Here is a 26,809-nt window from a genome sequence, read left to right on the forward strand (position 1 = left end):
ATGAGATGATTTTTCAAAGTATGATAACAGCTATTATAGAAAAATTACAAGAGACGGTGAATCCCTATTGGATAATTGTGTTTGGATCAACGGCTGAGAACAGGGAACGAGAAGATAGTGATATTGATATAGCTTATTTAAGTGACACAACTTTAGGGAACTATGAACGTTTTTTATTAGCACAGGAGTTAGCTAACATTGTTCATAGAGATGTTGATTTAGTTGATTTATCCGAAGCTTCTACAGTTTTTCAAGCTCAGATTATACATACAGGAAAGACAATATTTTGTTCAGATGAAAAACGTAAGGTCATTTTTGAAATGAAAACCTTAAAAATGTATTCAAAATTGAACGAAGAAAGACAGATAGTATTTGATGATATAAAGAAAAGAGGTTCTATATATGAAGAATGAGGTTATTTTAAATAAAATTTCTACAATAGAGCGTTGTATAAAAAGAATCCAAGATGTATATGGAAATAACCCTGAAAATTTAGAGGACTTTACAAAACAAGATTCAATAATATTGAACATACAAAGAGCTTGTGAAGCGAGTATTGATTTAGCAATGCATATTGTTGCAGGGAAAAAATTAGGACTACCCCAATCTAGTCGAGAGGCTTTTGATTTATTGGTTACAGCAGGATTACTTAGCGTTGATCTAGCAAATAAGTTAAAAGCAATGGTTGGATTTCGTAATATTGCTGTTCATGATTATCAAAGTGTAAATTTAGATATTGTTCGTCAAATTATTGAAAAACATTTAACTGATTTTAAACTATTTACGAAAGAAGTAATGGGGATATTGGAATTTTAGGCAAAAGAACAGAATAATAGGACTGAGAAAGAAAGTAATTCTATGATTCCCGAACCAGCTATTGAAACAATTACTTAATTTCGTAAGAAGAAACTTTCGTAAGAAGAAACGCAGTCATAAGATGAATTTGTTTATGTTGTAGCGAGGCTTTGCATGAGATGTGTGTAGTTAATAGTAGGAACAATATCCACATACAATTTTATCAACAAATAAGTAAATATTTTTAAAACTAATTTTTATACATATAATGTATACCAAAAACAAAAAAGTTTCCTCACGGAAACTTTTTTGTTTTTGGTAAATTTATAGCGATTAATTAATATACAGTTTTTGAAAAAAATGATGAATCATGTCAAATCATCTTCATTTACACGAACATGAACGTAGTATAAAAATGAAGCATATCCAAAATAATTAAAGGGGCTGGAAAAATGATTAAAAAACTTATTATTGGTTCTATTGCTTTAGGCACAACAATAGGAGTGAGCAAACCTACATTTGCTGCTACAATACATTCTCCATCACAGTTTAAAGAAATTCAAAATGTTCATGTGCAATCCCTACACTCCCCACGGCAGTATTTAGGGCAAACTTCAAGGGAACTTCAAATTAAAAGTAAGGATCCAAAAGTACTAGCTTTTGAACTAGCAAAAGAAGCGCCATTTTATGAAGAAGAATTAGTAGACATATGTTCGGTAATTTTAGATGCAAATGTAGACGTTATATATTGGACAAGTAAGGAATGGGTTAGATTTGAAGAAGGAAATTATGAATTTAAACATGAAATTAAAATTTTTAGAGATAAAGAACGTCAGCAATTAATTACTGCACTAGAATCTTAGAACTTTTACAAAAAAGAAGCTATTTTTAGTATGCTATTCTACCCTCATAGTAGATAGGAAAAAGAAAACACATTAACCTATTTATTGTCGAAAATAAATTGCGATTATAATAGCAATTGTATTCCCAAAAGCAATGTGTCAAATGGATTTTAACATACCTGTAACGGTATTGTTATCAATAAAGTATGCACGGAATTACAAATGGTTGTTTAGAATATTAGAAAAAGTTTAACTGATAAAACCCATTGATCTCAGTATGTCTACATGAGATCAACGGGTTTTTATTATTATGTATTCGAAGATATGGAAAGTATTTTGTGTGTCTATAAAGTTTGGTTTTGAATTTTACGGATGTCTGTATATTACATAAACATTTACAGATGTTTTTGTTATAATTATTTATGAGGTGTATGAAATGAAACACAAAACATTTGGATATGTACGAGTTTCCAGTAAAGATCAAAATGAGGAACGACAAATTCGAAATATGAAAGATTTAGGAATAGAAGATCGAGATATTTTTATCGATAAACAATCTAGTAGAAATATGCAACGCGAAAATTATCAAATGTTAAAACGTCTTGCTCGTACAGGTGATACCATTGTATTTGATTCTTTAACTAGACTAGGAAGAAGCATGAATGATGTCCTCGAGGAATTCAGATACTATGAAAAGCATGAGATTAATTTACAATTTATAAAAGAACCATTCATTAATGTAAATTACACAGGTAAGAGTACAAATGATGTTATTCAAAGTGCTATTCAGAAAGCAACGCTTACCATTTTATCTGCTTTTGCAGAAAAAGAACGGCATGATATTAAACAGCGACAAGCGGAGGGTATTGCTCTAGCTAAAAGGCAAGGTAAACGGTTAGGACGTCCTCCAGTAGAAATTACAGCCGAATTTATTGAAGCCTATAAAGAATGGAAGTCTGGTGGTATTACAGCAGTAGGAGTCATGAAGAAATATGGTATCAAACGTTCTTCGTTTTACAAACTTGCTAAGCAGTATGAAGAAACAAAACATAAAAATCTACTGAATGATTAATGATAATTTAGGAGGTTATTATATGAAACATACAGCAAAAGTAAAAATTGGTGATTGCGTTCAATTTTCTTATCGTAAGAATCCTTCCTTGCAATTAACTGGATATGTGGTAAGAGTTTTAACGAATACCATTGTTGTAGAGGTTTCAGATATGATGGAAGAGGAGTTAATTGATGCTAGACAGGTAGTAAAGCATGGGCGTTATCATAAGATAGCCCGTAAACAAGTAAAAAGTAAAGTTTCATGAAAAACACTCTTAAAGAAATCTAGAAGCAACTTTTCAAATGTCATATACTGTCTTGAATACATTTATGTATTGGCATTTTTGTTCGTATTTTGTATACTAAACGTGAGTTTTCCTTACGTAGGCAATCTTTCAATTTCTATGAAAGCCAACTAATCTGTTAATTATGTATGGTAGCAAATAAGCTCTTATGTCCACAGATATAAGAGCTTATTTGCATATGTATCACTCTTTTATGTACAATGAAAGAAAAACATCATATGAGATGGGGAGAGGAAAACCCATGTCCAACAAACAATTAGTGAATTTACGCATTGATTTTGCTTTTAAACAATTATTTGGCACAAGTGGAAATGAAGATATTCTCATTGCTTTTTTAAATGCGATGTTACAAGAATCTTTAGAATCACCCATTGTTTCGTTACAACTAGAAGATCCACACTTGCACCGAGAACATGAAGAGGATAAATTATCGATTTTAGATATTTCCGCTACATTAGATACAGGAACAAAGGTAAATGTAGAAATACAGCTGAATAACAATCATGACATGATTAAGAGAAGTTTGTATTACTGGGGAAGGCTATATACATCCCAACTACAAAAGGGAATGCCATATAGTTCTCTTCACAAAACCATTACGATTAATTTATTAAACTTTGTAATGTTTCCAGAATATGAAGCATTTCATACAACAGGAATCTTATGGAATCGGCAACAACAAAAGAAGTTAAGTGATGATATTGAAGTTCATATTGTGGAGATTCCAAAACTCATGCAACAGTGGCGGAATGAACAAGTTAATCCCTGGGAAGATTCTTTTGTTCGTTGGTTGTTATTACTTCCAGCGAATGAGGATGAACAATTAACTCAAACATTGGAGGATATTGCGATGAACCAAGACCCTATTTTACAAAAAGCGATGAATAAATGGGAACGTATGAGTCAAGATTCTTCTTTCCGACAAGCGTATGAAGCAAGGGAGAAAGCGTTGATGGATGAAGCCGCAAAGTTTGCTTATGCAGAACAAAAAGGGATTGAAAAAGGGAAAATGCAACTTATTCGTGGTATGCATAAAAACGGAATGCCAATAGAAGATATTGCAAAGTTTACAAATTTACGTATAGAAGAAATACGAAATATTTTACAAGCCTAAATAATTAAAAGTAACAACTACAAATACTTGTAGGTATTATTTTTTAGTGACCGCCACCAGGAAGTATAGTTAATGTTTGAAAAGATTTGAACTACTCCTACTTTCACTTCGTTTTACAAAAAAGAAGGGCCAAGGTTGAAAATAGATAAATCATAATAAAAAACTACAGGTCTGTAATTGATTAAGAACCTGTAGTTTTTTTATGTTTATCCTATTTTATTTTCCATTTTTTTGCGTTTCAATAATAAATTTTGAAACTAATTCTGATAATGCTTCTACTTTTTCTTTTATGTTGTTAGATTGATTTGATACTTCCTCAATTGATGCCGCTTGTGATTGGATTGACTGTACAGTTTGAGTGGTTTCTTTAGCTATTTGTGTTGCAGTTTCAGAAACACTTGATATAGAAGCATTAACTTCTTCTGTACCAGCAGACATTTCTTCTGTTGCTGCAGATACCTCTTGAATTTGGCTAGTGATTTTATTAATAGCCACCATAATAGATGAGAATGCTTGATCTGCTTGATAAGCAGCTTCTTTTCCTTCTGTAGCCTTTTGTTGACCTTTTTGCATGACATTCACCGTATCTTTTGTATCTGTTTGAATCAATTGTATTAAATGATTAATTTCATTTGCGGATTCTTTCGACTTCTCTGCTAAATTCCTTACTTCGGCTGCAACTACTGCAAACCCTTTTCCATTTTCTCCAGCACGCGCAGCTTCAATAGCAGCGTTTAATGCGAGAAGATTGGTTTGTTTGGCAATGTTAGTGATAGGTTCTTCCAGTTAATTTTTCATTAGAGAAGATTTGAATAATTGTACCTACTTTTATTGTATTTCCCACAAATTTCTCCTCCGCACTTAAATATGATAATTACTATTTTGTTGATTATTATAATCATTTGATTTTTTGTCCTAATAGCACCTCTATAAGGGTATTTATTCTTTTATCTTGCACACTATAATAAGTTTCGTATCCCTTTCTATTGCTAGCTAGTATTTTTTGTGATTTCATTACGGCTAGATGTTGAGATGTGGTAGACTGTGGCCTTTCTAAAAAGTCTGCTATTTGATTTACATTGCATGGACCTCTTTTAGTAAGTTCTATTATTATTTTGATTCTTATTGAATGTGATATTGCCTTTAAAAGGGTAGCGTTTTCTTTGTAAATAGACATTTAAATTTTTCTCCCTAACGTGTATTTCTATTGCTGTTTAAATAAAAAATATAAAACTATATATAATGATTAATAACTTTATAAAAATATATTATAGAATGTTAACATTTTTATAAGTGAAATTGTGCTTGCCCTTTATCAAGTAGAGGATGAAAAAGCGTTGGTATTGTAAAGTAAGAGCGAATTTTAATAATTACTTCAAGGTATTTACTGATTCCTTTTCTATAAATAAAGAGAGGTCTTAAACCTTAAAGAACTTTTAATTTAACACCTATAAAATATGGTTATAAAACAAAATCCAACTATAAGGATAATGGATATTGTAATAAATTGATTGTAGTATCTTTGCAATTATTGTATTTATTTGAGGGGAATAGTCTTTTTTGTTTTCTTATGTAAATTACGTGAATCACCAACGGTTTATTTGGTAAACATGGGATGAAATATAGCTGTTTGATTGCAATTTCATCCTGGAATTGAAGTTTCTTAATGGATTAGACGATTGCTTTCAAAGATGAAAAGCCCATGTCAATGAAGGTATTGAAGAAATATATTTCTTATCATCTTGAGGAGAATGTTGCAGAAACATTTTATAAATTTGCTCTCATTGAATTTTAAACATACAGGTAGAAAAACAAATAAAAGGGTTACTTTATAAAGGTGCTCAACAAAAATAAACGTTTATAAAATTATTTATATCACCTTTATAAATTTGATATTTCAATGTTTCATGAATATGGACCCTACGTTTGTAAAGGTATACCTTTACAAACGTAGGGGTGTAATAAAATTTCGTGGGATTTAATTTATAATTTAATTAGAATGAAAGAACAAAAGTATCCTTTATAAAAGAGATGAGCAAATTGATCTATTATAAAAGTTCATTAGTTTTAGATAAATTAAGATTCAATTGTTTGAAAAAGGTTTTGTAAGTAGTTGGTTTATTTGGCAGGATTATTAGATATCAAATCAATTATATATTTTATGACTAAAAATAAATTTTTAACTAATTTTTCAAGTTAATATTTTAATAGGTTTCGTTTTGGAAATATTTCAATGGTATTTTCTTTATATAATGGAATAGGGGACGAGAGGAATACCAAAATAATTTTTACTACTACTGAAAAAGAACTTGTAGCAATTTATACAAGTTCTTTTTGGTGTTCAGATTTAGTATGAATAATCAGTTTACATAACTATATATCAGAAATTTATATAGTGATTGATATATAAAGAGTAAATTTAGGCAAATTGAATAATTTTTTTGGTTAGTTCTTTTAATTCATTCTTATCATCTCTAGATAGTAATTCTGCTGGGCTTTTTACGTAGTGAAAAGCTTTCCAAACCTGCTCGCCAAATCCATCTACAATACTACTTTTACCTGAAACGGTTGCTGCTACCTCTTCAGTTCCTTGTATATTGAGATCACACCAAATTGGTAATTTACAATTTCGAAGCGTTAACCCCTTTTTCATGTCAAAATAATCTTTACATTGATCAGGAAAGGAAAAATAAACATGTTCTAAAATACGATTTTCTTGCTCAAGATATTCCTCTAAAGCTTTATCAGGTAAGTAATTTTCCATTTCTCGCTTATTTAGGATATGTAATATATAACCATGACTTTCACAAATACGTTTAATTTTATTAATGTATCTTTCTTTTGATGGGGTGTTATATGTACTAGGAGGAGAAATAATATCACTATCTATTATACAAATGGTCCTATGTTTTCCATTTATACTTTGGGCAACTTTTGATAAATCACTTCCCCCACCATGTACAAACTCAATCCATAATTTATTCGATCTGCTTTCTCCTAAAAGTTCTAAACATTTCTCTATAAAAAGTCTATCGGATTCTACATTTTCTAAAACTATTTTTAATGGTTGTCCTAGAAAATCCCATACAGTATCTATAGTTATTAACTCATATCTAATCCCATTTAAAATAACAGTATACCTATGACCATTTAAATATTTAAACACTTGTACTCCTGAAATTGTACCAATTTGGCTTTCAATAAGAGTATTTAATTCTTCTACACTTGAATATACCTGAACTATTGTCTTATCTTCATGTTGTTTTGATTTATAAAGAGTATTTTGTACTACCTGTTTTGTTATATAGTCTCTATAGCTTTCTAAAGCAGTTGTTTCGAAAAGTGTTAAATCGTCTTTATCATCAATAAACCATTCATGCTTTCCTGATTCAAAGTAACAAAAAAGGAACTTTATAATTTGTTTTACTCTTTCATCACCTATTTTTGACATTAATTCATTTGGAAGGTTTATCACCATGGTATTTTGCTGCCTCCCTGTTTCTCATGTAAAGAACTCCTAAGTTTTAAGACTTCATTGTAATCTTCTTCAAAAAATCCCTCTGGCCAGTTAGATATATTTCCAAATTCATCGATTTTCAATTTTCTTATTATATTATGATTTTTGCTTTTTAATTTTTCTGTATAATAAATTGCAACTTCTTCAGGATTAATTTTTCCTTCTACTATATATCTTCTCAATCTTATAATCATATGTTCACTGTGTGTCTCAACTAAAAATTTGTTTTTAAAACCATAATTTTCCCTAGTTCCTTCAATAAATAGGTCAATTAGGCAAGCTTGAGCAGAGGGATGTAAATGTAATTCTGGTTGTTCTATTATATGTAATTTTGCTAAACTACGCTTGGCATCATAGGATGTTTTAGACTGGTGTAAAAAAGTTTGTACAACAATAGGAATTAATTGAGATAGGCCGTGTCCAACATCGATTAAATTGTTTTTTTGACCAGTTATTTCATCCGTTACCATCAGCCGAAATAAATCAGTTCTGCCGCCATATTCACTTCCTATTAAATCTTCGACATCTATTCTATGGTTTAAATTTTTACTCAGCCAATTTGATACCTGATTAATTAATTGCTTTCCTTTCCTTATATCCTGTCCAAGGATGGCAGGAGCAAACTCTCCGTCATGTCCAACATAGTTAACAGCATTTTCTCTATATCTATAAGAACGTTCAGGGGTTTTTCTAAATGGACCAATATAAAAAATATTACTTGCATAAAAGTTTAGATATCGTATTAATTCCATAAACAAATAGCGGAAAGCCATAACTTGTTCATCGTCATCATCTTTAACATCTAAAGGTAATATTTTGAAATCTGGAATGAATTTATCAAATACAAACTTTTCTGCTTTGATTTTAAAGCTAGTTTGAATTATTCCTTTCACTTCATAAGACTCTGAATCTCCTATTAAATTTAAAGAGAATACTTCACCATGGTTTATATCTATATCGGAAAGGATAAATTTTTTGATTTTTAATACTCCGTATTCGTCCTGTAAAATACAAACATTAAGTTTAAATTTTTCTAAACCAGAAAAAAACCTTAAAAACCTGTTGCGTACATATGGAGAAAAACGATTAAGTTCTTTACGATCAATAATTAATTCAAACTCTATGGATTCATTTCGGTCATGCTCAAATACCACATCTTCAAAGTTTCCATAATCTATTGTTTTTCCATATAATAACAAAGGTGCCATAGAGTCATCTAGAAATGTTTGTTTTAGTACTAATGGAAACCGCATAATACTACTTTTTCCAGAGCTATTTTGTCCTATTATAAATGTTAAAGGTTTTAGTTCTATTTCCTCACTATCAATAAAACCCTTTATACGTTTTAATCTGAAACGTTCCATTCAAAGTTCCCCCTTATACATTGATTAGAAAAAGACTAGTAGTAAATTCATTCCAATTATATCTTAAACAGACCTTAATTTTATACAATTTTTCAATATGTAATTTATAAAATTAATATATACGAGAATTTAATTCATTTTTGTTTTGAGGAGGAATCAATTTCTTGATTTGATGGTGGTGTAAATGCAACCCTTAATTGAATTTTTAAAATAGCCAAAGCCCCCATTACTCATATACGATAAAGTATCTATGAAAGTAGGTGCTTTTTTCTTTGTTATATAGAAATTATACATTAATTCATATTTGGAATACTTTAAAAAGAAAAGGTGATGACGGAAGTAGAGACGGTTTGATATCCTCATGATTAATAGTTACGTTTAACTATATGTACATTACAAATATAAATATTATTCTTAAATATAGATAAATATCTTTCTGCAAGACTGCAACATTCTTCTTTACTTACCCATGTATACATTTTTACGTATTTATTATGGTATCAAAGTTGATTTAAAACGGTTTATATAAAATCAATAAATGAGATTTTTAGAGGAAGGGCAGATCTTTATTTATTGATTCACATAATTTTCAAACATTAAAACTCTAGACGTTAATATTTGTTATATAATGGAATCAATATGGTTTCCCCGTTATGAATAATGAGATAATTTATGTGTTCCGTGTATTCGTTTTAAAGCAAAAAGAACTTGTAGTGATTTCTACAAGTTCTTTTTGTTTTTCTTATTGTATTAGAAAAAAGCCCTTTAAATATAGCAGAAACAATAATAAAGTATTTATTTCTTGTTTGCTATGTAAAATGATAATAAGTGGGTTTAATATTAAAGATGAAATATTTTATAGAAATGAGATGAAGTCGAATGAGTGAAACAAGTATACATATTGAACTTGAACAAAAACCTGAAACCAAGGAGGAGACTTCTTATATTAGGCCATTACAAAGTGCAAATGTTTTGTTTAAGTTTATGAATAGAATAGAATTTCTTAAAGATATTTTATTGAAAAAGGCTATTTTACCTCGATATTACGAAGAAAAAATAGGTTACTTGGAAATTGAAGAATTGGAAAAAATTGCATTTCCTATGAGCTGTTTTTGCGATATTCATTTAAACAAACTTGTACCACATATGGTGAATTACGGTTCGTATGGGATTGGTTTGAGTAAAGAGTGGGGTATAAGACAGGGAATTCAGCCAATCCATTATATTAATAAACACTCAAATTTACGTAAAGATTTTAGTATTATTCTTAGTAAAGCCATTAATGATTCACCAGAAAAAAGTGATGAAAACAATGATTATAATAATTATTTGTTACATGATTTATTGTATATGAAGCCTCTTGATGGAGAAATGCCAACAAATAATCACCGAGAAATAGCTATAAGGAATTTTCATGATGAAAAAGAATGGAGATATATACCTAATATTGAGCAGGTAGAAACAGAATTACCTTTAATTATTAGTCAAGAGCAGATGAACCCAAAAAGTTATTTTACTTATTCACAAGCTATTGCCCAATGTCCTGATTTATGGTTGAATTTTGAATTTGAGCACATTAAACATATTATTGTTAGCAAAGAGAGCGAGAGAAGTGAACTTATAGAGTTTGTCGTCCAAAACAATATTGGTGAAACTTACGAGCAATACATATTATTCTCTAAAATAATTGTTTTTGATGAATTAAGAGAGGACTGGTAAAAATGTTTGCTAATTTTAACAAAGCTTTATTAAACAATAATCAAAAGGATACAAAAATACCGAAAGAAGTATTGGGTTCATTAAACGAGAAACTTCCTAATGACTTAGTTTATGTTGAAATAGAAGATAGGAAAGGTGTAGTTGCACTAACATCAAATAGTTCATCTATGGAATTTGGTGGACTTAGTTTCGATTTAAACAATGATGTATTTGCAGAGTTCAAACCTTCAAATGTTAAAGAAGTTTTGGAGTTTCTATATAGAACTCAGCGTAAATATACAATTAGTAAAGACGCTAATGAGTATATAACTATAAATGGTAATAAGTTTAAAATAGATGAAGTAATTAAAGATCCTTTCAAAGAAAATGAAATAGGGAAATATGACATAACTATTTATCCGCAACCTTTTCCAGAGCCATTTAAGCTGTCTTTTGAAGGAAAAGGAGTAAAGAAAGATATTACTTTCAAAAGACAACCTTTTGCTGATATGCACAAAGTACTATTTAAAAATATTGATAATGAAACTTTCAGTATTTCTTATGTTTTAGATGAGAGAGAGAAACATCTAAAATTCAATTTTAGTCTAAATCTTGAAAATACAAAAACAGTTGAGGAAACAGTTGAAGCACTAAAATTATATTATGCATTCGTTTCAGGTGATATTAAACTTAATGGGTCTGAACTTAATGAATATGCGATTAAAGAAACAGAGAAAACCTCTGTTTTGGAGACGATAAAGTTTTGGGAAAAAGTTTTGGAGTTACAAAGGAGATTGAGGGTTACTTTTATCCCTAAGTCAAAACTTGAAATAGAAGATATAGTATTGATTGAAAAGTTGTACCGGACTTTAATTGAAGAAAAACCCTATAAAGAATATATAAATATCAGTGAATTAACTTTGACAGGTACTAATGATGTTGAGAAGTTATTAGGGCAGAGTGGTTTATCTATGTCATTTCATCAACATGATAATGTTAAAGTATTTGGGGTTAATTTAGACTTGTATAGCATTATCTGTTACTTTGATTTTAAAGTGACTGATATAAAATCTTCGGAAATAAATAAAGCTGATGTTAGTAAAAGTATTTTGGTGGTTGAACCAGTAGAAGGAAGAAAAACTTATCAATCATCTATTCATTTTTCTACTGAGCAAGAGCTTAAAGATTATGAATTGAATAATACCGAATTACAATATGCTGAAGAAATAATAATCAATTAAATTATAAAAAAATTTTATTAAAAAAAAGCATCATTGGGAGATAAACAATAGTAATTGTAACTTCTTTAACAACCAGGTACGATTATACAATAACACTACAGAAACGACTATATTGTTTTATATTTAAGTATAATGAAGAGTTCACATCAAAAATTAAATGAATTTAGTATAGCCCCGTTTTAAAAATCAGAACGGGGTTATACGTGCTTTAGATTTTTAAGATAATCGGATTCATTTTCCAAGTAACATTTCTGGTACGCTATTAAAAGGTACACCTTTTAGAACGTATTTAATATTTGTAAATTGAAAAATGAGTTTTACAAAACATACAAAATGTTAAACTCATAAGAACCAGCGATATCATATAATTTTCTTTGGTATTAATGGTTTTTTTCGCTATAAAATGAAAAGAATAAGATTATCAGCTTTACAAAATAAGTTTATAGTTAAGGTAAGTTTTATATAAAATAATTCTCTTTATTTCTCAATTGATATTAGAATATTCGCATTATGTATTTTTTGTACTTTTATTGCATAAATCATTAATCTAATCTCATAATGTATTGAAAAAACAAAGACATTAAAATTAAATATTAATAAAAATACAAAACGTAAAAAATATGTAGAATACTGTCTAATTTATTATATTTTCTCCTCTTTATATAACAATTAATCTATTAGGTGATAAGAATAAAATCTTACAATAGATTATAGGGGGAGAAATTTATGAAGAAAATTTTAGTTGGTGCAATAACAATAGGAGTTATACTAGGATCTGGTAGTAGTTTTGCTGCTGCAGATGAACTTGATAGCATTTCTAAAAATGAAAATACAATTCAATCAATATCTGCTTCAACCACAAAATCAATAACTACGAATCAATTTAATAAAATTTATGCAGCCATGAAAAAATATGAAGGCACACCATATAAATATGGTGGGAATAGTCCTAAAACTGGATTTGATTGTTCGGGGTTAATGCAATGGGGATATGGGACACAAGGGATTAAATTGCCACGTACAGCACAAGATCAATATAATAAAACTACACGTATCGCTAGAAGTGCTCTCCAACCAGGAGATTTAGTTTTCTTTAAAGGAACAGTTTCAGGCAAGTCAGGTATCACTCACGTTGGTATGTATATTGGCAACAACAAGTTTTATAATGCTAGTAATTCTGGAGTTGGTGAAGCTAGTTTAAATAGTTCTTATTGGAGTAAATATATTGCAGGATACGGTCGAGTTAAATAAAAATATAAGATTTAATAAAAAGAACTGAAGTTCATTTTGACTTCAGTTCTTTTTGATAATCATTTGCTTTAAACTATCAATCTTCAATAATTTATTAAATTTTTCATCTCAGAGTGGAGAAAAATTATAAGACAAGAGAAGCAATAAAATAAAATTGGTGTATCTGTATGAATAGTTCTTTACAAAGGAAAAAAGTTAAAATCGCTTCAATATGCCATATAAGAAAGTAAAAGCTGCTTCACAAAAAAAGCCCTTTCCATTGCTACAAAGCAATAGAAAGGGGGAAGTATGATGAGTGATCGTATTGGTGAAGGGTATAAATAATGATATGCTTTCAAAAATATTTTAGCATGTTCATAAAAGAAATGAAGGAGGAAATTTAACTTGATGAAAACCTATAGAATACTTTGTAAAATTAGTTTTTTGCAGTCTTCTTTAAGGGTTTCGTTTTTTTTATGTCAGCTACTGTTTTAACTACTTTACTAACAGTATTTTAATAAAGAAATTTCTTCCTAAATGAGACCCTGTTGTCCCTTCATCAATCTTATTGTTGAGATAAGAGAATTCTTTCCTTCATTTTTAAAATGATTTCATCAGAATTAATTTTTTTGGCTGATGGAACTCCTAAAATAGCAGAAGCCCCCTCACTGGCATATACTTCTTCTCCATTTTCGTGAGAAACAATAAATAACCCTTGTCCTTCAAATTCAATATATATAATTTTTTTAATTTGTTTTACATTTGTTTGTATAGACCTATAGATTTCATATAAATCTTTACTACGTTTTTCTCCCCCCATACGTATAGGCTCTTGTTCATTTGTAAAAATTAATCCCTCTGGATTGTTTCTATTTAAAATAAACCATAATTTTTCATCTGTGGGCAATAAATATTCAGATAGCTTTTTGGAGTCATTATTTATAATGTTTTGTTGTTGTATTTCATAAACATGGAAAAAAAATGTGGATATTTCTAAAGTTGAATTAGACGTAAAATTATGATTTTGATAAAGTTGCTTGCCGTCTTTTAATAGAGCACTTTTACTATTTTGATAATCTTTTAGTGCTATCTTTTCAGGTGACTCTTTAGAATTATCTGTTGCTTGAGCAATTTTATTCATACTTATTAATGCAATACTTAAAAATACGCCTAAAATTATAGTTCTCGTTATTTTTTTCATAAACTTATTTTCCTCCTTATTTTCATTTAATATCCTCTACTAATACCTTGAACTGTTTCATTCCACCAAAATCTATCGTTATTTTTAAATGATTCAAAGTTATGTTGATAATGATCTCCATACCAAGGATCCATATAGGTAATATAGTTCATATTATTCATACCTTTAAAATAACCATCTAACACAAGAAAATGACCAATATTCCCTCCGTTTTTCCAATTAATTAGTGTAATCATTGGTTTATTGCTATTAATTTGGCTTCTAAACTCATCATAAGAAAGAGTTCCTCTATTAATTGTTGAAGTTAAACCAAAATAAATAAGGCCATTTTGTATTTCTCTAGAAGTAGCTGGATAATTGTATAAGCCTCCCTTTACATATCCTACAAATTGCTGTTGTGTAGTTGGTTGCCCAAAATAGTTTAAAACAGATACTGAAGTACCTGCCCAACACCAATTAGACTGCTGTTGTTTAATGTTAGGAACATTTAGTTTAATAGTTGTTGTAGAATTAGGTGGATTTCCATTTATAAATGCCGAAGCAACATATGCTTTTTTCCCGTTTTTAAAAAAATAAAACCAGCGATTATCTATACTTCCAGTCCAATAATCTTTTAAACCCTCTCCATATTCCCAACCATTGAAGTAAACGGTTTGATTTCCTTGAAGAACATCTATTATATTTCCAGTCGAATCTTTATTATCGCGCACATTTACCCCGATAGGAGCAGTTACACCTGAAAATTCAACTTCTTCGGCAAACACATCATTGACATTAGTAAAATTCCACAGAGATAAAATAAATACAACTATAATTAAAATTCTTTGTGCAAGCTTCATCTTCTCACATCCTCATATGATATGTTGAAAAAACTATTAAAACGAAAAATTAAGTTACTTAACTTTTTAAAATTTCAAGTACACACTACTTTTTTATAACCCATGATGTAACGCCCCTTTCATTTTATTTCTATACTATTTTAATTTATTCTAATATCCACATAATTCCTCTTGAAATTCTAATATGTAAAAAATATGACACAATTAAAATTTGGTTCTCGAATGCTCCCTAGCTAGCAAATAGGAGCATAAAATGTGAGACAGGTAGTCAAATATGGCTGTTATAAGAAAATAGTAGATAGAAAAGGAATCAATCAATAATAAATCATAAAAATACCCCTAGAGAAATCGCAGGCGTTTTTTATAGATGAAGTCTTCAAAAACATACCTTTAACTCATTTTTTAGAAATCTACCTTCCGTTCATTAGTTCCAATATTCTGAGTTTGTTTTAGAAATAGACACCACTTTATTTATATAAATATGCAATTATTCATATTTATATAAATATTTTAAAAGTAATTGTATATTTAAGTTTGTAATTATACTTTTTATTTGACTTATATTGAAGGGGGAAGATGTATGAAAAAAACTGTTATTACATTACTTGCTGCAGGAACAATGTTAGGTGCGCCTTTTTCAACTGCATTTGCAGAAGAACAAGCATCCCAAAAAGAAGTAATGGATAAAATGGAAGTGCAACAAAAGAATTGGAATGAGGAACAAGGAAGTCCATCATTTCTTTCAGGTGAATTATCTGATAAAAAGGTAGAAACTCAAAAAGCAGTGAAAGAGTTTCTTGAAGAAAATAAAGAACTATTTAAGGTAAATCCACAAACGGATCTGACACTGAAAGAAGTGAAATCGGATGATTTAGGTATGAAACATTATGTTTATACAAGGTCTGTAAATAAGGTGCCTGTTGATGGTGCACAATTCATTGTTCATACAGATAAAGAGGGCAAGGTAAAAACAGTAAATGGAGATGTTCATCCGGCTGCTGCAGAAAGTTTAAAAGGTGATACAGAAGCAAAGATTACAAAAGAAACAGCGCTTTCAAATGCTTGGAAACATATTAAACTTACAAAAAATGATACATTAGTAAAAGTAGATGGAAACACATTAGACCAGGTAAAAGAAAACTTAGATTCTACAAATGAAAAAGCGGACTTAGTTGTATATGAAAAAGACGGAAAGTATTATCTAACGTTTAAAGTGCAACTGCAATTTATTAAACCTTATGGAGCTAACTGGCAAATTTATGTGAATGCAGAAGATGGATCAATCATAGATTCATATAATGCAGTTACAGACGCAGATAGCGCTCAAAAAGGATATGGATATGGAGTATTAGGGGATCGAAAAGAACTGAATACAACATTTGATAGTGTACAGAAAAAATACTATTTAAAAGACACAACAAAGCCTATGAATGGAGGCTATATTGAAACATTTACGGTAAATCATAGTGATGCAGATTATCCAGTTAACTATCGTCTACTGGATAATGATAATGCTTGGATAAATAAAGATCAAGGACCTGCGGTCGATGCTCATTATAATGCTGGAAAAGTCTATGACTACTATAAAAATATTCACAATCGTAACAGTTTTGATGGAAAAGGAAAAACAATTCGCTCTGGTGTAAATTATGGAGTAAATGTAAATAATGCATTTTGGAATGGGCAGCAAATGGTTTATGGAGATGGTGATGGGCGCATATTCTCTCCACTTTCAGGTTCCCTTGATGTTGTTGCGCATGAATTAACTCACGCTGTGACACAGTATTCAGCTGATCTTCGTTATGTAAATCAATCAGGTGCATTAAATGAATCTTTCTCTGATGTATTTGGATATTTTGTTGATCCAACAAATTGGGATTTAGGAGAAGCTGTATATACGCCTGGTATTTCTGGAGATGCACTTCGCAGTTTATCAAATCCTGAAAAATATGGCCAACCTTCTCATATGAGGGATTATCAATACCTTCCTGCAACTGAAGAAGGCGATAACGGTGGGGTACATATTAATAGTGGTATTCCGAATAAGGCTGCATATCTGACAATCAATGCTATTGGTAAAGAGAAAGCAGAAAAGATCTATTATCGCGCGTTAACAACATATTTAACACCAACAAGTGATTTTAAACAAGCTCGTACAGCTTTATTACAATCCGCAGCTGATTATGATGGCTATGGTAGTGCAACCTATAAAGCAGTAGAAAATGCTTGGAATCAAGTGGGCGTAAAGTAAATTAAAATTCGTTTATAATATTTTTATGTTTTTAACATTTAAATCATAAAAGGACCTATGTCTTGTTAATACAAGTAGGTCCTTTTATTGTATTAATTATATTTATTAAATGTTATAATATGTGTAAACGATAAATGGAGGTTATTATGAATCTTTCATCAAGTGTAAGCAATCAGGTACTAGATCAAACAATGATTTTGGTTGGACTGGAATCCAATTTAGCAATGATAGAATTTAATTTAGATACAGAGGTAATTTGGGTAAATGATCATTTTGCACAAGCTTTAGGTTATACAATCAGTGAAATGAAGAACATGGTACATAAACAATTTTGTCCCCATAGTTTTATAAATAGTAGAGAATATAATCAGTTATGGGAGAATTTAAAAAAGGGAATTAAGTTTCAAAAGAAAATTCAAAGAGTTGGTAAAAAAGGCGATTTAACTTGGTTTGAGGCTACCTATATTCCAATTAAAAATGAACAAGGGGTAGTAGATGCTGTACTAAAAATTGCAACGGATATTACAAATCGTGAAAATCAAACAAGAGAAGTTGTTTCACATTTAAAGAATTTATCTATAGATTTAGGAAGTAAAGTCGACATTAATTCTAAGGAAAATATGAAAGCTCTACAATCTTTAAAAGAACAGATTAACTTAGTAAGTGAAATTGCTCAAATGATTAAGGAAATTTCTTCCCAAACTAATATTTTATCTTTAAATGCAGCAATTGAAGCGGCAAGAGTAGGAGAACATGGACGTGGATTTGCAGTAGTAGCAGAAGAGGTAAGAAGATTGGCAAGTAATGTTGATGGTGCAATAAAAAAAATAAATTTAAATGTAGAGAGTATCACAAATGGTGTAACCATTGTTAGGAATGTGACTGAAAAATTACAAAGAGAAGTGATTAATAATCAAATTGAAATTAGTAATACTATGGAAAAGTTCGAAAATATTGTGGGGTGAATATAAGCATAAAGAACTATCTTTTGAAGTTAAGCTATAAATTATACATAAAAAAGAAAGGCATGTCTTACATGCCTTTCAAGTGATTACTATTTTCTAAAGAGGGATGAAAGCTTAGGTATATAATGGCTAAATAATTTTTTTGCATATTTTGTTGGTAATAGAGCATGATATTACCAAATTCAACGGAGGTGTTTAAAAAATGCAAATTCGCGAAAATAATAATTCAAACGAAATTTTAATAGCAGCTGCAGCAAGTGCAATTGAACAAATGAAATATGAAATTGCTCAGGAGTTTGGTGTTACACTTGGACCGGATTCAACAGCAAGAGCAAATGGTTCAGTAGGTGGAGAAATTACAAAACGTTTAGTTCGTATGGCGCAAGAGCAGTTATCTGGTCAATATAAAATTCACTAAAGTTAAAGGTATATCCCATTCAAGGGATATACCTTTTTAATTTGCTTTTAAAGAGGGCTGTTCAATTTTTTATTGTTGGTTTAGTTTAGATACTGCAAATTTAGCTGTGAAATTCATTTTCTTCATGTAAGAAGAATTTACTCCTGCTTGAAATTGAACGGAAATATTACCATCTTTTTGTGCTTTGAAGACGCGACCGTATGGTGAATTAGCATTGTATGTGCCAATTACTTGATTATCTGCATCAAAGACTGTATAAGAAATTGGGAACCCTGAATTTTGTACAAAGACTGTAAGCTCTTCCCCTTTATTAAGATTAAATGATTCTTTTTGAGAAACTTCATAGGAACTCATAGAGTAATATTTTGTAACTTCTTGAATATCTAAATTTGTAGTTGCCGCACTCGCTTTAGGTGCCTCTGCTCCTGGTAAGTTCATACCTGATAGTACTGCAATTCCTAATGCCCCTGCTAAAATAACTTTTTTCATAATGCTAGTTCCTCCTTTAATATACTGTGAGATTTGAAACCGGAGTGAAAATATCACTCCTTGAAACCATTATAGTTACAACGAGAATGATTTTCAATGAGATTTGATATGTAATTCTGCATACATAAGGTGTCGATATAGGGTAATCTATCCGAAGTTTAAAGTATTCTTAAAGAAGGAGAGGACAATTTTTCAAAACTATGAATGAGATGGTGGCTGGTTTTTATATACGTTGGTTCTATAAGTAAATATTTTGTTGTTTTCTATCGTGCATTGTATATAATGTAAATAAACACTCAAATGTTGATAAAGTTGTATAATATGGAATTATTAAACAAAATTAAATGATTATATGCTATAATAAAGCTGCAATAAGGTTCAACATCCTAATCTTATTGTGTATATTTAACCTATGTATGTCGTTTGTATAAAAAATAAGAAGTCTCTCAAAAAGAGGCTTCTTATTTTTTTGATAGAGGGGGAATACGGATGATGGATTATTATCAAATTTTTTTATTTACGATGGCATGTATTGCCTTGTTTTTTTATATACTACATGCTGGGAAACCAACAAAAAGAAATAAATGGAAATTTATTGGTGTAATATTTTTATTTTTCCTTTTAAATTATTTATTTCTTAAATTCCTATAGGTAAATGTAAGAGGAAATATGTTTGTTGCTCTAAAATTACAGTAAGAAGAACTTTTAAGACAAAAGAGAGCTACAGGAAAAAGTCCAATAACTGTCATAATTTTTGTGCGAGTTTAATAAATTGATATGCGATAATTTAACTATAGGGTTATTTGAATGTGATAAAGGTAAATGAATAATTGAGTATGAAATTATAAGGTTTTGTATTCAATTGTTAATTTTAGTTATACGTGTTTAGCCTTCACTTACATTCATGCTCTTAATATAGTAAGAAATTCAATAGGAGGGGACTAGTAGTATGAATAAAAAAATTTTAGGGCAGTTTAGAAAAATGGCTACAAATAAAAAAGGATTAAGTGCTGCTGCAGTAGCAGTGGGAATTATGAGTACAACTCTTATTCCTCAAAATGCCTATGCACATGGGTTTGTTGAAAAGCCAGGTAGCCGTGCAGCTTTATGCAGTCAAAATTATGGGGCGCTAAATTCAAATTGTGGAAATATAATGTATGAACCACAAAGTTTAGAAGCTCCTAAAGGATTCCCACAGGGTGGACCAGCAGACGGGAAAATTGCTTCAGCAGGAGGCCTGTTTGGTGGGATTCTTGATCAACAAACAGCTGATCGATGGTTTAAGAATACGATTAAAGGCGGAGAAAACACCTTTACTTGGAAATACACAGCTCCTCATTCAACAAGTCAATGGCACTATTACATCACGAAAAAGGGATGGAATCCAAATAAACCTTTAACAAGAGCAGATTTTGAGCCAATTGGTACTGTAAAACACGATGGTTCTAAAGCATCTAATAATTTATCACATAAAATCAATGTACCAACTGATCGCAGTGGGTACCATGTTATTTTAGCTGTTTGGGATGTAGCTGATACTGTAAACGCTTTCTATAATGTAATCGATGTGAATCTAATAAATGATGAAAAACCAGATACAGAAGCACCAGCTCAGCCATCTGGACTACAAGTAGTAAAAACTACCTCAAATAGTGTAGAACTTAATTGGAAACCCGCAACAGACAATGTAGGAGTGAAAGAATATCAAGTGCTACGTAATGGAGAACTAATTAATACTGTAGTCGGTACAAGTGTAATTGATAAAAAATTAAACCCAAACACAGAATATACGTATACAGTAAGAGCAGTAGATGCTGCAGGAAATATATCTGAGAAAAGTGAAGCATTAGTTATTAAAACAACAGAGGAAAAACCAGATACAGAAGCACCAACTCAACCTAAAGGATTACACAGTATGGGAACTACTACGAGTAGTATTGATTTAATGTGGAGTCCATCGGAGGATAATGTAGATGTGAGCCATTATATTGTATACAGAGAAGTTGGAGGGGCCATGAAAGAAATAGGTACTGCTAATACAACTTCATTTATGGACAAAGATTTGCAAGCGAATACAGTATATAAGTATGTAGTATCTGCTGTCGATACATCTGGTAATGAATCAATGAAAAGTGATGCCATCACAGTTACAACAAAAGGACAAGAAAACTCTTATGAACAATGGAATGCGCGTAAAGCGATAGGTGCGTGGATTGAAATGTGACGGATATAGAGACAGGTGAAAAAACAAAAAGTCGCACCTTATATAGGTGTGTGTGGATTGAAATCTTAAAGAATACTATGAAATTGAAAGAAGTACTGTCGCACCTTATATAGGTGCGTGAATTGAGATCGCTAGTGCTAAACGTCTAAAGGAATTGTATGGGAGTCACACCTTTAGTAGGTGTTTGGATTGAAATTGATAAGACACTTGATAGTATTTTATTAAGCCTTAACGCATTACCCATATACTATTTGACTAACGTCCTTCATAATCTTGAGGGAAAAGGATTCTTTTGGTAATGCGTTAACTTTAATTAAAACCTTCTTGAAATGTATAACAATATTATATAATATATAGGTATATTGTTAGTTTATTTGATTCCGTTTATTCCCACACCTTATGTGTTGTGGTTGAGTTGTAGAAGCAAGTTGCGTCTTGTTTCAATTGTGAAAGGGCTTCTTTGAGCCGATTAGTGTATATATAGCTTATTTTGCTATACACATTTTTAATCGACTTGAAGAAGCCCTTTTTGTGTTGTTTTCAGGTTTGCAGGCGGGGTTATTTTTGATTTATAAAATAACAAATTAAAAAGTAGAGGAGATAAAAAATGAAAAACGATTGTAGACACTTAAGACTAATACCAACAGTAGAGGAACATAAAAAACGAATGGAAAAAAACCGGAAGTCATATGCTGCATCAGCAATGTTAATCGAATCCAGATCGAGAATTAATCAATTGCGAGGTTGTTTAGAGGCAGAAATCATATTACCTGATGGTAAAATGCAATATTTTAAACCAAACGCCATTCATGAAAAGGAAGCCATTCAAGAAATTGCATTATTTATTGAAGGCGTACAGGAAGCAAAAGGAGGCTATGTTATCTTATGGCGCTTTGTCGGGCAACAAAGTTTTTTCCAGGGTACAAAGGTCGTAGCTGAACCGAAGTTTCGTAAAATTATGCGTAAGCTGAAAGATTATTTTTTTGACTACGAGGAAGTTGTTTATGAGACTGAAAAATAAGGAAGATAGAGGGATAGATATGAAAAAAGATAACATTTGGACAGTATTAGATGATCCAAAAGAGCAGGAAACAAGAGGGCCATCTCAAGAACCGGATGATATATTCGCTGGTGTGGATGAACTACCGGAGATTACAGATGAAGAACTACCATTCTAATTATGTCGAGGTAGTGTATAGAGGGTAAAAGGAAGAACTAAGTAATGTATATACTTGGATCTTCCTTTTTTTATTATAAAAAAAGAACTTGGAGGAAAATATAATGAGAATCGGAAATGATTTAGCGGCTGGATTTTATCCAACACCACTAACAGAAGGGAAACATTTAGTACAATTATTACAAATGGAATCACAGCGAGCTTATGCTTGCTTTGACCCGTGTTGTGGAGAAGGTACAATTTTACGAAGTTTTGCAGATGAGGTGAAACAAGTTGGTATACAACTTGATACATATGGTGTGGAATTAGATGCAACTCGATATTACAAAGCAAAAGAGCAATTAGATGTAGTGGTACGCTCGAGCTTTGAAAGCATGATGATTAGTCATGACTATTTTCCACTAATCTTTTTAAATCCACCTTATAATACGGAGCTTCGTATAGATAATGAAAAATCAGAGGAAATGGAGTTCAACTTCCTAAAACGTGCTCACCATTATTTAGCAGAAGGTGGGATTATGGTATATGTAATTCTATATGACAGATTTGCTAGAGACGATATCAGTTATTTCTTGGCTAAGAATTATGAGGAAATAGGCTTAATGCGTTTTGGTGATGAAAATAAGGAGTTCGATGCATTTAAACAGTGTGTCTTCATCGGTCGTAAGCGTGAAGCTATGAAAAATGATACATACTTTAACGATCGGTTCGCTAATTTTTGTGAAAATATGTCAGACCTTATTTTCGTCAAAAAAAATGTGAATACATTAGCAGAAATGGTGAATCGTAAAAGTTGGATTATACCTGAATTGCATCATCAGAAAAAAATCATTTTTACATCAAGAGTGGATTATAAAAGTGCTTATGAAGGAGTAGGGAAATCGGAAGGTATCTCGTCGCTCAAAAAGCGTTTAAATAGAGGGAATGGTTACTCACTACAAGGCGAGAAAACAGCTGCAGAGAGAGCAAAGATGCCAATTGCTTCTGGACAATTAGGACTATTGCTGATAACAGGTGTGGCAGATGGTTTGCTTGGTGAAGGTGATACACTCCATGCAGTTCGTGGATCTGAAAATGTGTATTATGAACATTCATTTGAGCAATTAGAAAAAACAACAAAAGAAGTTGTTTTACAAAAACGTCGCGCTAAATTTATCATTGCAACGCCAAAAGGTGAAGTCAAAGAACTTGTCTAGGAAAGGAAGAAGGCTATGTATGTACTATTAGGAATAGGAGCATTATTTATCGTATGGGAATTTAGTAATCGTATGTTTCGTATTGCTATTGTACTTACAGTCATTTGTTTATGTGCTTCTCAATTAGGTGCAGGTGATATGTTACATGCGGCTGAACAGTCATTACCAGAGTGGAAACAGTTTATAGATTTTCAGCCAATAAATTGAATGAGTAGGACATGAAACGTATCGAATAAGATGCGTTTTTTATTTTAGGAGGGAAACTTATGTTACAAGAAATGATTCAACAAGATACATTTGATCAGGGACAAACACCAGCGATGTTGCAATTGGAGACGGGAACTGCTTCCCATTCAGCCTTCTGCTTTGCTATGGCAATAAATCATCATCGTGAAATACAATTTGCAGTACTAGGGGCGAATGATAGTACATTAAAGTCATTTAGGGCTGCCATATCGATGGGAACTAGCCGTTTGTATTTTGGAGAAGGAAAAAGGGAAGAATCACATTACACATTAGATAAAAAAGTGAATGTGATCTCAAAAGGACAATTTGAATTTATTAATACGCAAACTATCAATAAAAAGAAAGCAATTATTGCGTTTTCTAAACAATTAGAGACGAAATACATTGTTGCAATTGACGAAGCACCAGAAATGCAAGTGAGAGACTTCTTAATGGCTCCTCCGTACGGCTTGCCAATTTTAGAAGAATGGGCGAAGCCAATTTATGAGGAGATGCTAACAAGAAATCTATTACAGCCATTAAAGGTATATTTTGATAAGAATGAATTTTCTTCTCTATCTATTGCACAAGTCGTACTAAAAGAAAAGGATTGTAAAGAGTTTTTATCAGAAATGATTCGCTCTGGAAAATGTCAATTTCCACAAGAGGGTACAGGTGAAAAAATTAATAAAATACAAGATTTAAATGAATATCTATTGGAATATTCACCTGTCATGCTTGATAAGGTAACAAAATTAGATGAGCCATTGCATCAACCAATGAAAGATCAGGCATTATCTCATTTTGATACATACAAAAGACCATTATTCCCTGTACAGGCACATGTAGCAACAGGTGCAGCAAAAGCATTACAAGTACAAAAAGGAATCATTATACAGGGGGAAATGTCGTCCGGCAAAAGTGCAATTATGACAGCGACAGTAGATGGATATTTCCATTTAACCGGGAAAAAAGGGTATCGTACCTGCGTATTTGTTCCACCTACTCTTACTGAGAAGTGGGCAAAAGAAGAAATACGACACTTAATACCAGAAGCAGAAGTACATCTGATTAAACGTACAGAGGATTTAATTGGCATTCATCAATCATGGATTCAATCTGGAAGACCAAAACCAGAAAAACCAACCTACTTTGTCATTAGTTTTACTACGATGCGAGGGGATTCTATTAAACACATGCCATTACGCTATAAGAAAATTGCACTTTCCAAGAAATCGGAGGAAGAGGTGCAAAGATATTATAAGAATGGATACTACTGTCCAGATTGTGGTGCTAGGTTACGTAAAAAAGTGTCTTCTATTATGGTTCAACAAGCTAATGGCGAACAAAAGGAAGTCTGTCAGTATAAAGAATTTACAGGAAGTGACTTAGATTCTAAAACCAATAAAAATAGTGTATGTGCCGATTGTAATTCAAATATTTGGAGCCCGAAGGTAAAAACAAAATATGCAAGTTTTAAAGAGTGGACAAAATATGAGAATAAATTAGTACAGGCAATTAAAGAGGGAAATAAAACTTTACAAAAACAACTAGAGTTAGAAAATCGCAACAAACCTTATAGTGCAAAACACTCAGGAAGAGCATATAGAAAAGTAGCTACAGTTGAGTATATTCGTAGGAAAATGAAGCATTTCTTCGATGCTCTTATCGCTGACGAAATACATGAACTGAAAAGCGAAACTGCACAAGGAACTGCTCTAGGGAGTTTAGTTAAAGTTTGTAAGAAATTCGTAGGTGGAACAGGAACTCTATTTGGAGGGAAGGCAAGCGATGTATTTTATACGTTATGGCGTTTATATCCTTCCAAGATGGTTAAAAGTGGGTTTGAATATAGCTCTTTAATGGATTGGAATGAAACCTACGGAAATATTGAGAGAACGTACTACCATGATGGTGAAGTTGTATCTAATGTAGCTTCACGTGGTGCGCAAGGAATGCTGGATAAGACAAAAGTTGTTCCTGGTATTTCACCTTATGTGTTTACTCAATTTTTAATGGATACAACAATAAATATACGCTTAAAAGATGTATGGCCAAATCCAGTCGAATTAATCAATGTACCTACGATTCTTGTTGATATGTCAGATGAGCAAAAACAAGCATATGAGCATATGAAAGAGTCGTTTGAAAAAGCAATTGAAGCAGCGAAAGGTACACCTGATGTCGGCAAATTATGGCTTTCTTACATCCGTACAGGCAATGCATACCCAGATAACATGAATCATTATCCTGACTATTACTTAGATGGTAATGAAAAAGATGTTGTTTGGTCCAATGGAGAATTTAGATTCGATGAGGATTGTATACAGCCTAAAGAAAAGAAGTTGCAAGAGATATTGTGTACTGAAATTTCTGAGAGCCGACCTACTATCATTTATGTATCAGATACAGGATCTACAGTGAAGGAACGAGACATTCAGCCTCGTTTACAGAAAGTTGCAGAGCAAGTACCTGGTGCGAAAGTAGCAATTTTACGTACCAATACAGTTACTCCGCCAAAACGTAGCGAATGGTTAAAAGAACAAGTAAATAGTGGTGTGAATGTTATCATCTGTTCACAAGAATTGGTAAAGGTAGGATTGGACTGTGCGACAAGAAGTTGCTAACAGATAGTGCTTCATAAGAAGTCATCTTAGTCGTTAGA

24 protein-coding genes and 2 pseudogenes are annotated in these 26,809 nt (G+C 31.3%); 19 read left to right on the forward strand and 7 right to left on the reverse strand.

Features of this window, described 5'->3' with window-relative positions:
- The first annotated feature begins 5 nt into the window (after nucleotides 1-5).
- The 6 genes from mntA to LMD38_RS27680 all read left to right on the forward strand — a co-directional run bounded on the left by mntA (nucleotide 6) and on the right by LMD38_RS27680 (nucleotide 4,109).
- Entirely contained in the window at nucleotides 6-413 is a 408-nt protein-coding gene (gene mntA, locus LMD38_RS27655; protein WP_000577223.1) for a type VII toxin-antitoxin system MntA family adenylyltransferase antitoxin, read from the forward strand.
- A complete protein-coding gene (hepT, locus tag LMD38_RS27660) occupies nucleotides 403-816 on the forward strand; it encodes a type VII toxin-antitoxin system HepT family RNase toxin (RefSeq protein ID WP_046647635.1) in 414 nt (137 codons plus the stop codon). Before mntA ends, hepT begins: the two co-directional genes overlap by 11 nt.
- Nucleotides 817-1,247: 431 nt before the next feature.
- The gene (locus LMD38_RS27665) at nucleotides 1,248-1,658 is read left to right on the forward strand and encodes a hypothetical protein (RefSeq protein WP_046648596.1); all 411 of its coding nucleotides are present in this window, start codon (nucleotides 1,248-1,250) and stop codon (nucleotides 1,656-1,658) included.
- Nucleotides 1,659-2,073: 415 nt separating this feature from the next.
- Nucleotides 2,074-2,709, forward strand: a complete 636-nt coding sequence (locus LMD38_RS27670) for a recombinase family protein (RefSeq protein ID WP_000681164.1) — start codon at nucleotides 2,074-2,076, stop codon at nucleotides 2,707-2,709.
- Nucleotides 2,710-2,731: 22 nt separating this feature from the next.
- Nucleotides 2,732-2,956: a DUF2187 family protein gene (locus tag LMD38_RS27675; RefSeq protein ID WP_000683046.1), complete on the forward strand. Its 225-nt coding sequence runs from the start codon at nucleotides 2,732-2,734 to the stop codon at nucleotides 2,954-2,956.
- 280 nt (nucleotides 2,957-3,236) lie between these two features.
- Complete coding sequence (locus LMD38_RS27680) at nucleotides 3,237-4,109, forward strand: Rpn family recombination-promoting nuclease/putative transposase (RefSeq protein ID WP_046648599.1); 873 nt, start codon at nucleotides 3,237-3,239, stop codon at nucleotides 4,107-4,109.
- 216 nt (nucleotides 4,110-4,325) lie between these two features.
- On the opposite strand, the pseudogene LMD38_RS27685 reads toward LMD38_RS27680, so the two are convergent.
- The 4 genes and pseudogenes from LMD38_RS27685 to LMD38_RS27705 all read right to left on the reverse strand — a co-directional run.
- Nucleotides 4,326-4,883 (reverse strand): annotated as a pseudogene (locus LMD38_RS27685) (methyl-accepting chemotaxis protein); the annotation flags it as partial.
- 124 nt (nucleotides 4,884-5,007) lie between these two features.
- Complete coding sequence (locus tag LMD38_RS27690) at nucleotides 5,008-5,286, reverse strand: ArsR/SmtB family transcription factor (protein ID WP_046648601.1); 279 nt, start codon at nucleotides 5,284-5,286, stop codon at nucleotides 5,008-5,010.
- A 1,242-nt stretch (nucleotides 5,287-6,528) separates the two neighbouring features.
- Entirely contained in the window at nucleotides 6,529-7,587 is a 1,059-nt protein-coding gene (locus tag LMD38_RS27700) for a hypothetical protein (RefSeq protein WP_046648603.1), read from the reverse strand.
- Complete coding sequence (locus LMD38_RS27705; protein ID WP_046648605.1) at nucleotides 7,581-8,990, reverse strand: DUF3696 domain-containing protein; 1,410 nt, start codon at nucleotides 8,988-8,990, stop codon at nucleotides 7,581-7,583. Before LMD38_RS27705 ends, LMD38_RS27700 begins: the two co-directional genes overlap by 7 nt.
- A gap of 879 nt (nucleotides 8,991-9,869) precedes the next feature.
- Here LMD38_RS27705 and LMD38_RS27710 point away from each other — a divergent pair.
- The 3 genes from LMD38_RS27710 (at nucleotide 9,870) to LMD38_RS27720 (ending at nucleotide 13,180) form a co-directional block, all read left to right on the forward strand.
- Nucleotides 9,870-10,709 (forward strand): abortive infection system antitoxin AbiGi family protein, encoded by an 840-nt coding sequence (locus LMD38_RS27710; protein WP_046648607.1) that lies wholly within the window; start codon nucleotides 9,870-9,872, stop codon nucleotides 10,707-10,709.
- A 2-nt stretch (nucleotides 10,710-10,711) separates the two neighbouring features.
- Complete coding sequence (locus LMD38_RS27715) at nucleotides 10,712-11,929, forward strand: abortive infection system toxin AbiGii family protein (RefSeq protein WP_046648609.1); 1,218 nt, start codon at nucleotides 10,712-10,714, stop codon at nucleotides 11,927-11,929.
- Nucleotides 11,930-12,655: 726 nt separating this feature from the next.
- A complete protein-coding gene (locus LMD38_RS27720; RefSeq protein WP_046648611.1) occupies nucleotides 12,656-13,180 on the forward strand; it encodes a C40 family peptidase in 525 nt (174 codons plus the stop codon).
- Nucleotides 13,181-13,724: 544 nt separating this feature from the next.
- Here the strand turns inward: LMD38_RS27720 and LMD38_RS27725 are convergent.
- Both LMD38_RS27725 and LMD38_RS27730 read right to left on the reverse strand, forming a co-directional pair.
- Entirely contained in the window at nucleotides 13,725-14,360 is a 636-nt protein-coding gene (locus LMD38_RS27725; protein ID WP_000724525.1) for a hypothetical protein, read from the reverse strand.
- Nucleotides 14,361-14,386: 26 nt separating this feature from the next.
- Entirely contained in the window at nucleotides 14,387-15,199 is an 813-nt protein-coding gene (locus tag LMD38_RS27730) for a C39 family peptidase (RefSeq protein ID WP_046648613.1), read from the reverse strand.
- Nucleotides 15,200-15,779: 580 nt separating this feature from the next.
- Here LMD38_RS27730 and LMD38_RS27735 point away from each other — a divergent pair.
- From LMD38_RS27735 to LMD38_RS27745, 4 genes and pseudogenes are all read left to right on the forward strand, one after another.
- Entirely contained in the window at nucleotides 15,780-17,450 is a 1,671-nt protein-coding gene (locus LMD38_RS27735) for a M4 family metallopeptidase (protein ID WP_000754399.1), read from the forward strand.
- A gap of 224 nt (nucleotides 17,451-17,674) precedes the next feature.
- Nucleotides 17,675-17,941, forward strand: a pseudogene (locus tag LMD38_RS28885) (PAS domain-containing protein); the annotation flags it as partial.
- Complete coding sequence (locus tag LMD38_RS28890; RefSeq protein WP_370530099.1) at nucleotides 17,921-18,415, forward strand: methyl-accepting chemotaxis protein; 495 nt, start codon at nucleotides 17,921-17,923, stop codon at nucleotides 18,413-18,415. The pseudogene LMD38_RS28885 and the gene LMD38_RS28890, both read left to right, overlap by 21 nt.
- A 202-nt stretch (nucleotides 18,416-18,617) precedes the next feature.
- Nucleotides 18,618-18,833: an alpha/beta-type small acid-soluble spore protein gene (locus LMD38_RS27745; protein ID WP_001167047.1), complete on the forward strand. Its 216-nt coding sequence runs from the start codon at nucleotides 18,618-18,620 to the stop codon at nucleotides 18,831-18,833.
- A gap of 69 nt (nucleotides 18,834-18,902) precedes the next feature.
- On the opposite strand, the gene LMD38_RS27750 is transcribed toward LMD38_RS27745, so the two are convergent.
- Nucleotides 18,903-19,322 (reverse strand): hypothetical protein, encoded by a 420-nt coding sequence (locus LMD38_RS27750; RefSeq protein ID WP_000755782.1) that lies wholly within the window; start codon nucleotides 19,320-19,322, stop codon nucleotides 18,903-18,905.
- Between the two features lie 949 nt (nucleotides 19,323-20,271).
- On the opposite strand from LMD38_RS27750, the gene LMD38_RS27755 reads away from it, so the two are divergent.
- From LMD38_RS27755 to LMD38_RS27780, 6 genes are all read left to right on the forward strand, one after another.
- Complete coding sequence (locus tag LMD38_RS27755; protein WP_046648619.1) at nucleotides 20,272-21,546, forward strand: lytic polysaccharide monooxygenase; 1,275 nt, start codon at nucleotides 20,272-20,274, stop codon at nucleotides 21,544-21,546.
- A gap of 607 nt (nucleotides 21,547-22,153) precedes the next feature.
- Complete coding sequence (locus LMD38_RS27760; RefSeq protein WP_046648621.1) at nucleotides 22,154-22,567, forward strand: DUF6018 family natural product bioysynthesis protein; 414 nt, start codon at nucleotides 22,154-22,156, stop codon at nucleotides 22,565-22,567.
- Nucleotides 22,551-22,724 carry a hypothetical protein gene (locus tag LMD38_RS27765; protein ID WP_154304934.1) on the forward strand — a complete coding sequence of 58 codons (174 nt, stop codon included), beginning with the start codon at nucleotides 22,551-22,553 and terminating at the stop codon, nucleotides 22,722-22,724. The genes LMD38_RS27760 and LMD38_RS27765 overlap by 17 nt, the downstream gene beginning before the upstream one ends.
- Nucleotides 22,725-22,827: 103 nt before the next feature.
- Nucleotides 22,828-23,919: a DUF6094 domain-containing protein gene (locus LMD38_RS27770; protein WP_046648623.1), complete on the forward strand. Its 1,092-nt coding sequence runs from the start codon at nucleotides 22,828-22,830 to the stop codon at nucleotides 23,917-23,919.
- Between the two features lie 15 nt (nucleotides 23,920-23,934).
- Nucleotides 23,935-24,126 carry a hypothetical protein gene (locus LMD38_RS27775; protein WP_046648625.1) on the forward strand — a complete coding sequence of 64 codons (192 nt, stop codon included), beginning with the start codon at nucleotides 23,935-23,937 and terminating at the stop codon, nucleotides 24,124-24,126.
- Nucleotides 24,127-24,185: 59 nt separating this feature from the next.
- On the forward strand, nucleotides 24,186-26,771 hold the full coding sequence (locus LMD38_RS27780) for a DEAD/DEAH box helicase family protein (protein ID WP_046648627.1): 2,586 nt from the start codon (nucleotides 24,186-24,188) through the stop codon (nucleotides 26,769-26,771).
- Nucleotides 26,772-26,809 lie beyond the last annotated feature (38 nt).

Origin of the sequence: Bacillus pacificus, assembly GCF_020861345.1 — a bacterium.
Classification (GTDB): Bacteria; Bacillota; Bacilli; order Bacillales; family Bacillaceae_G; genus Bacillus_A; species Bacillus_A pacificus.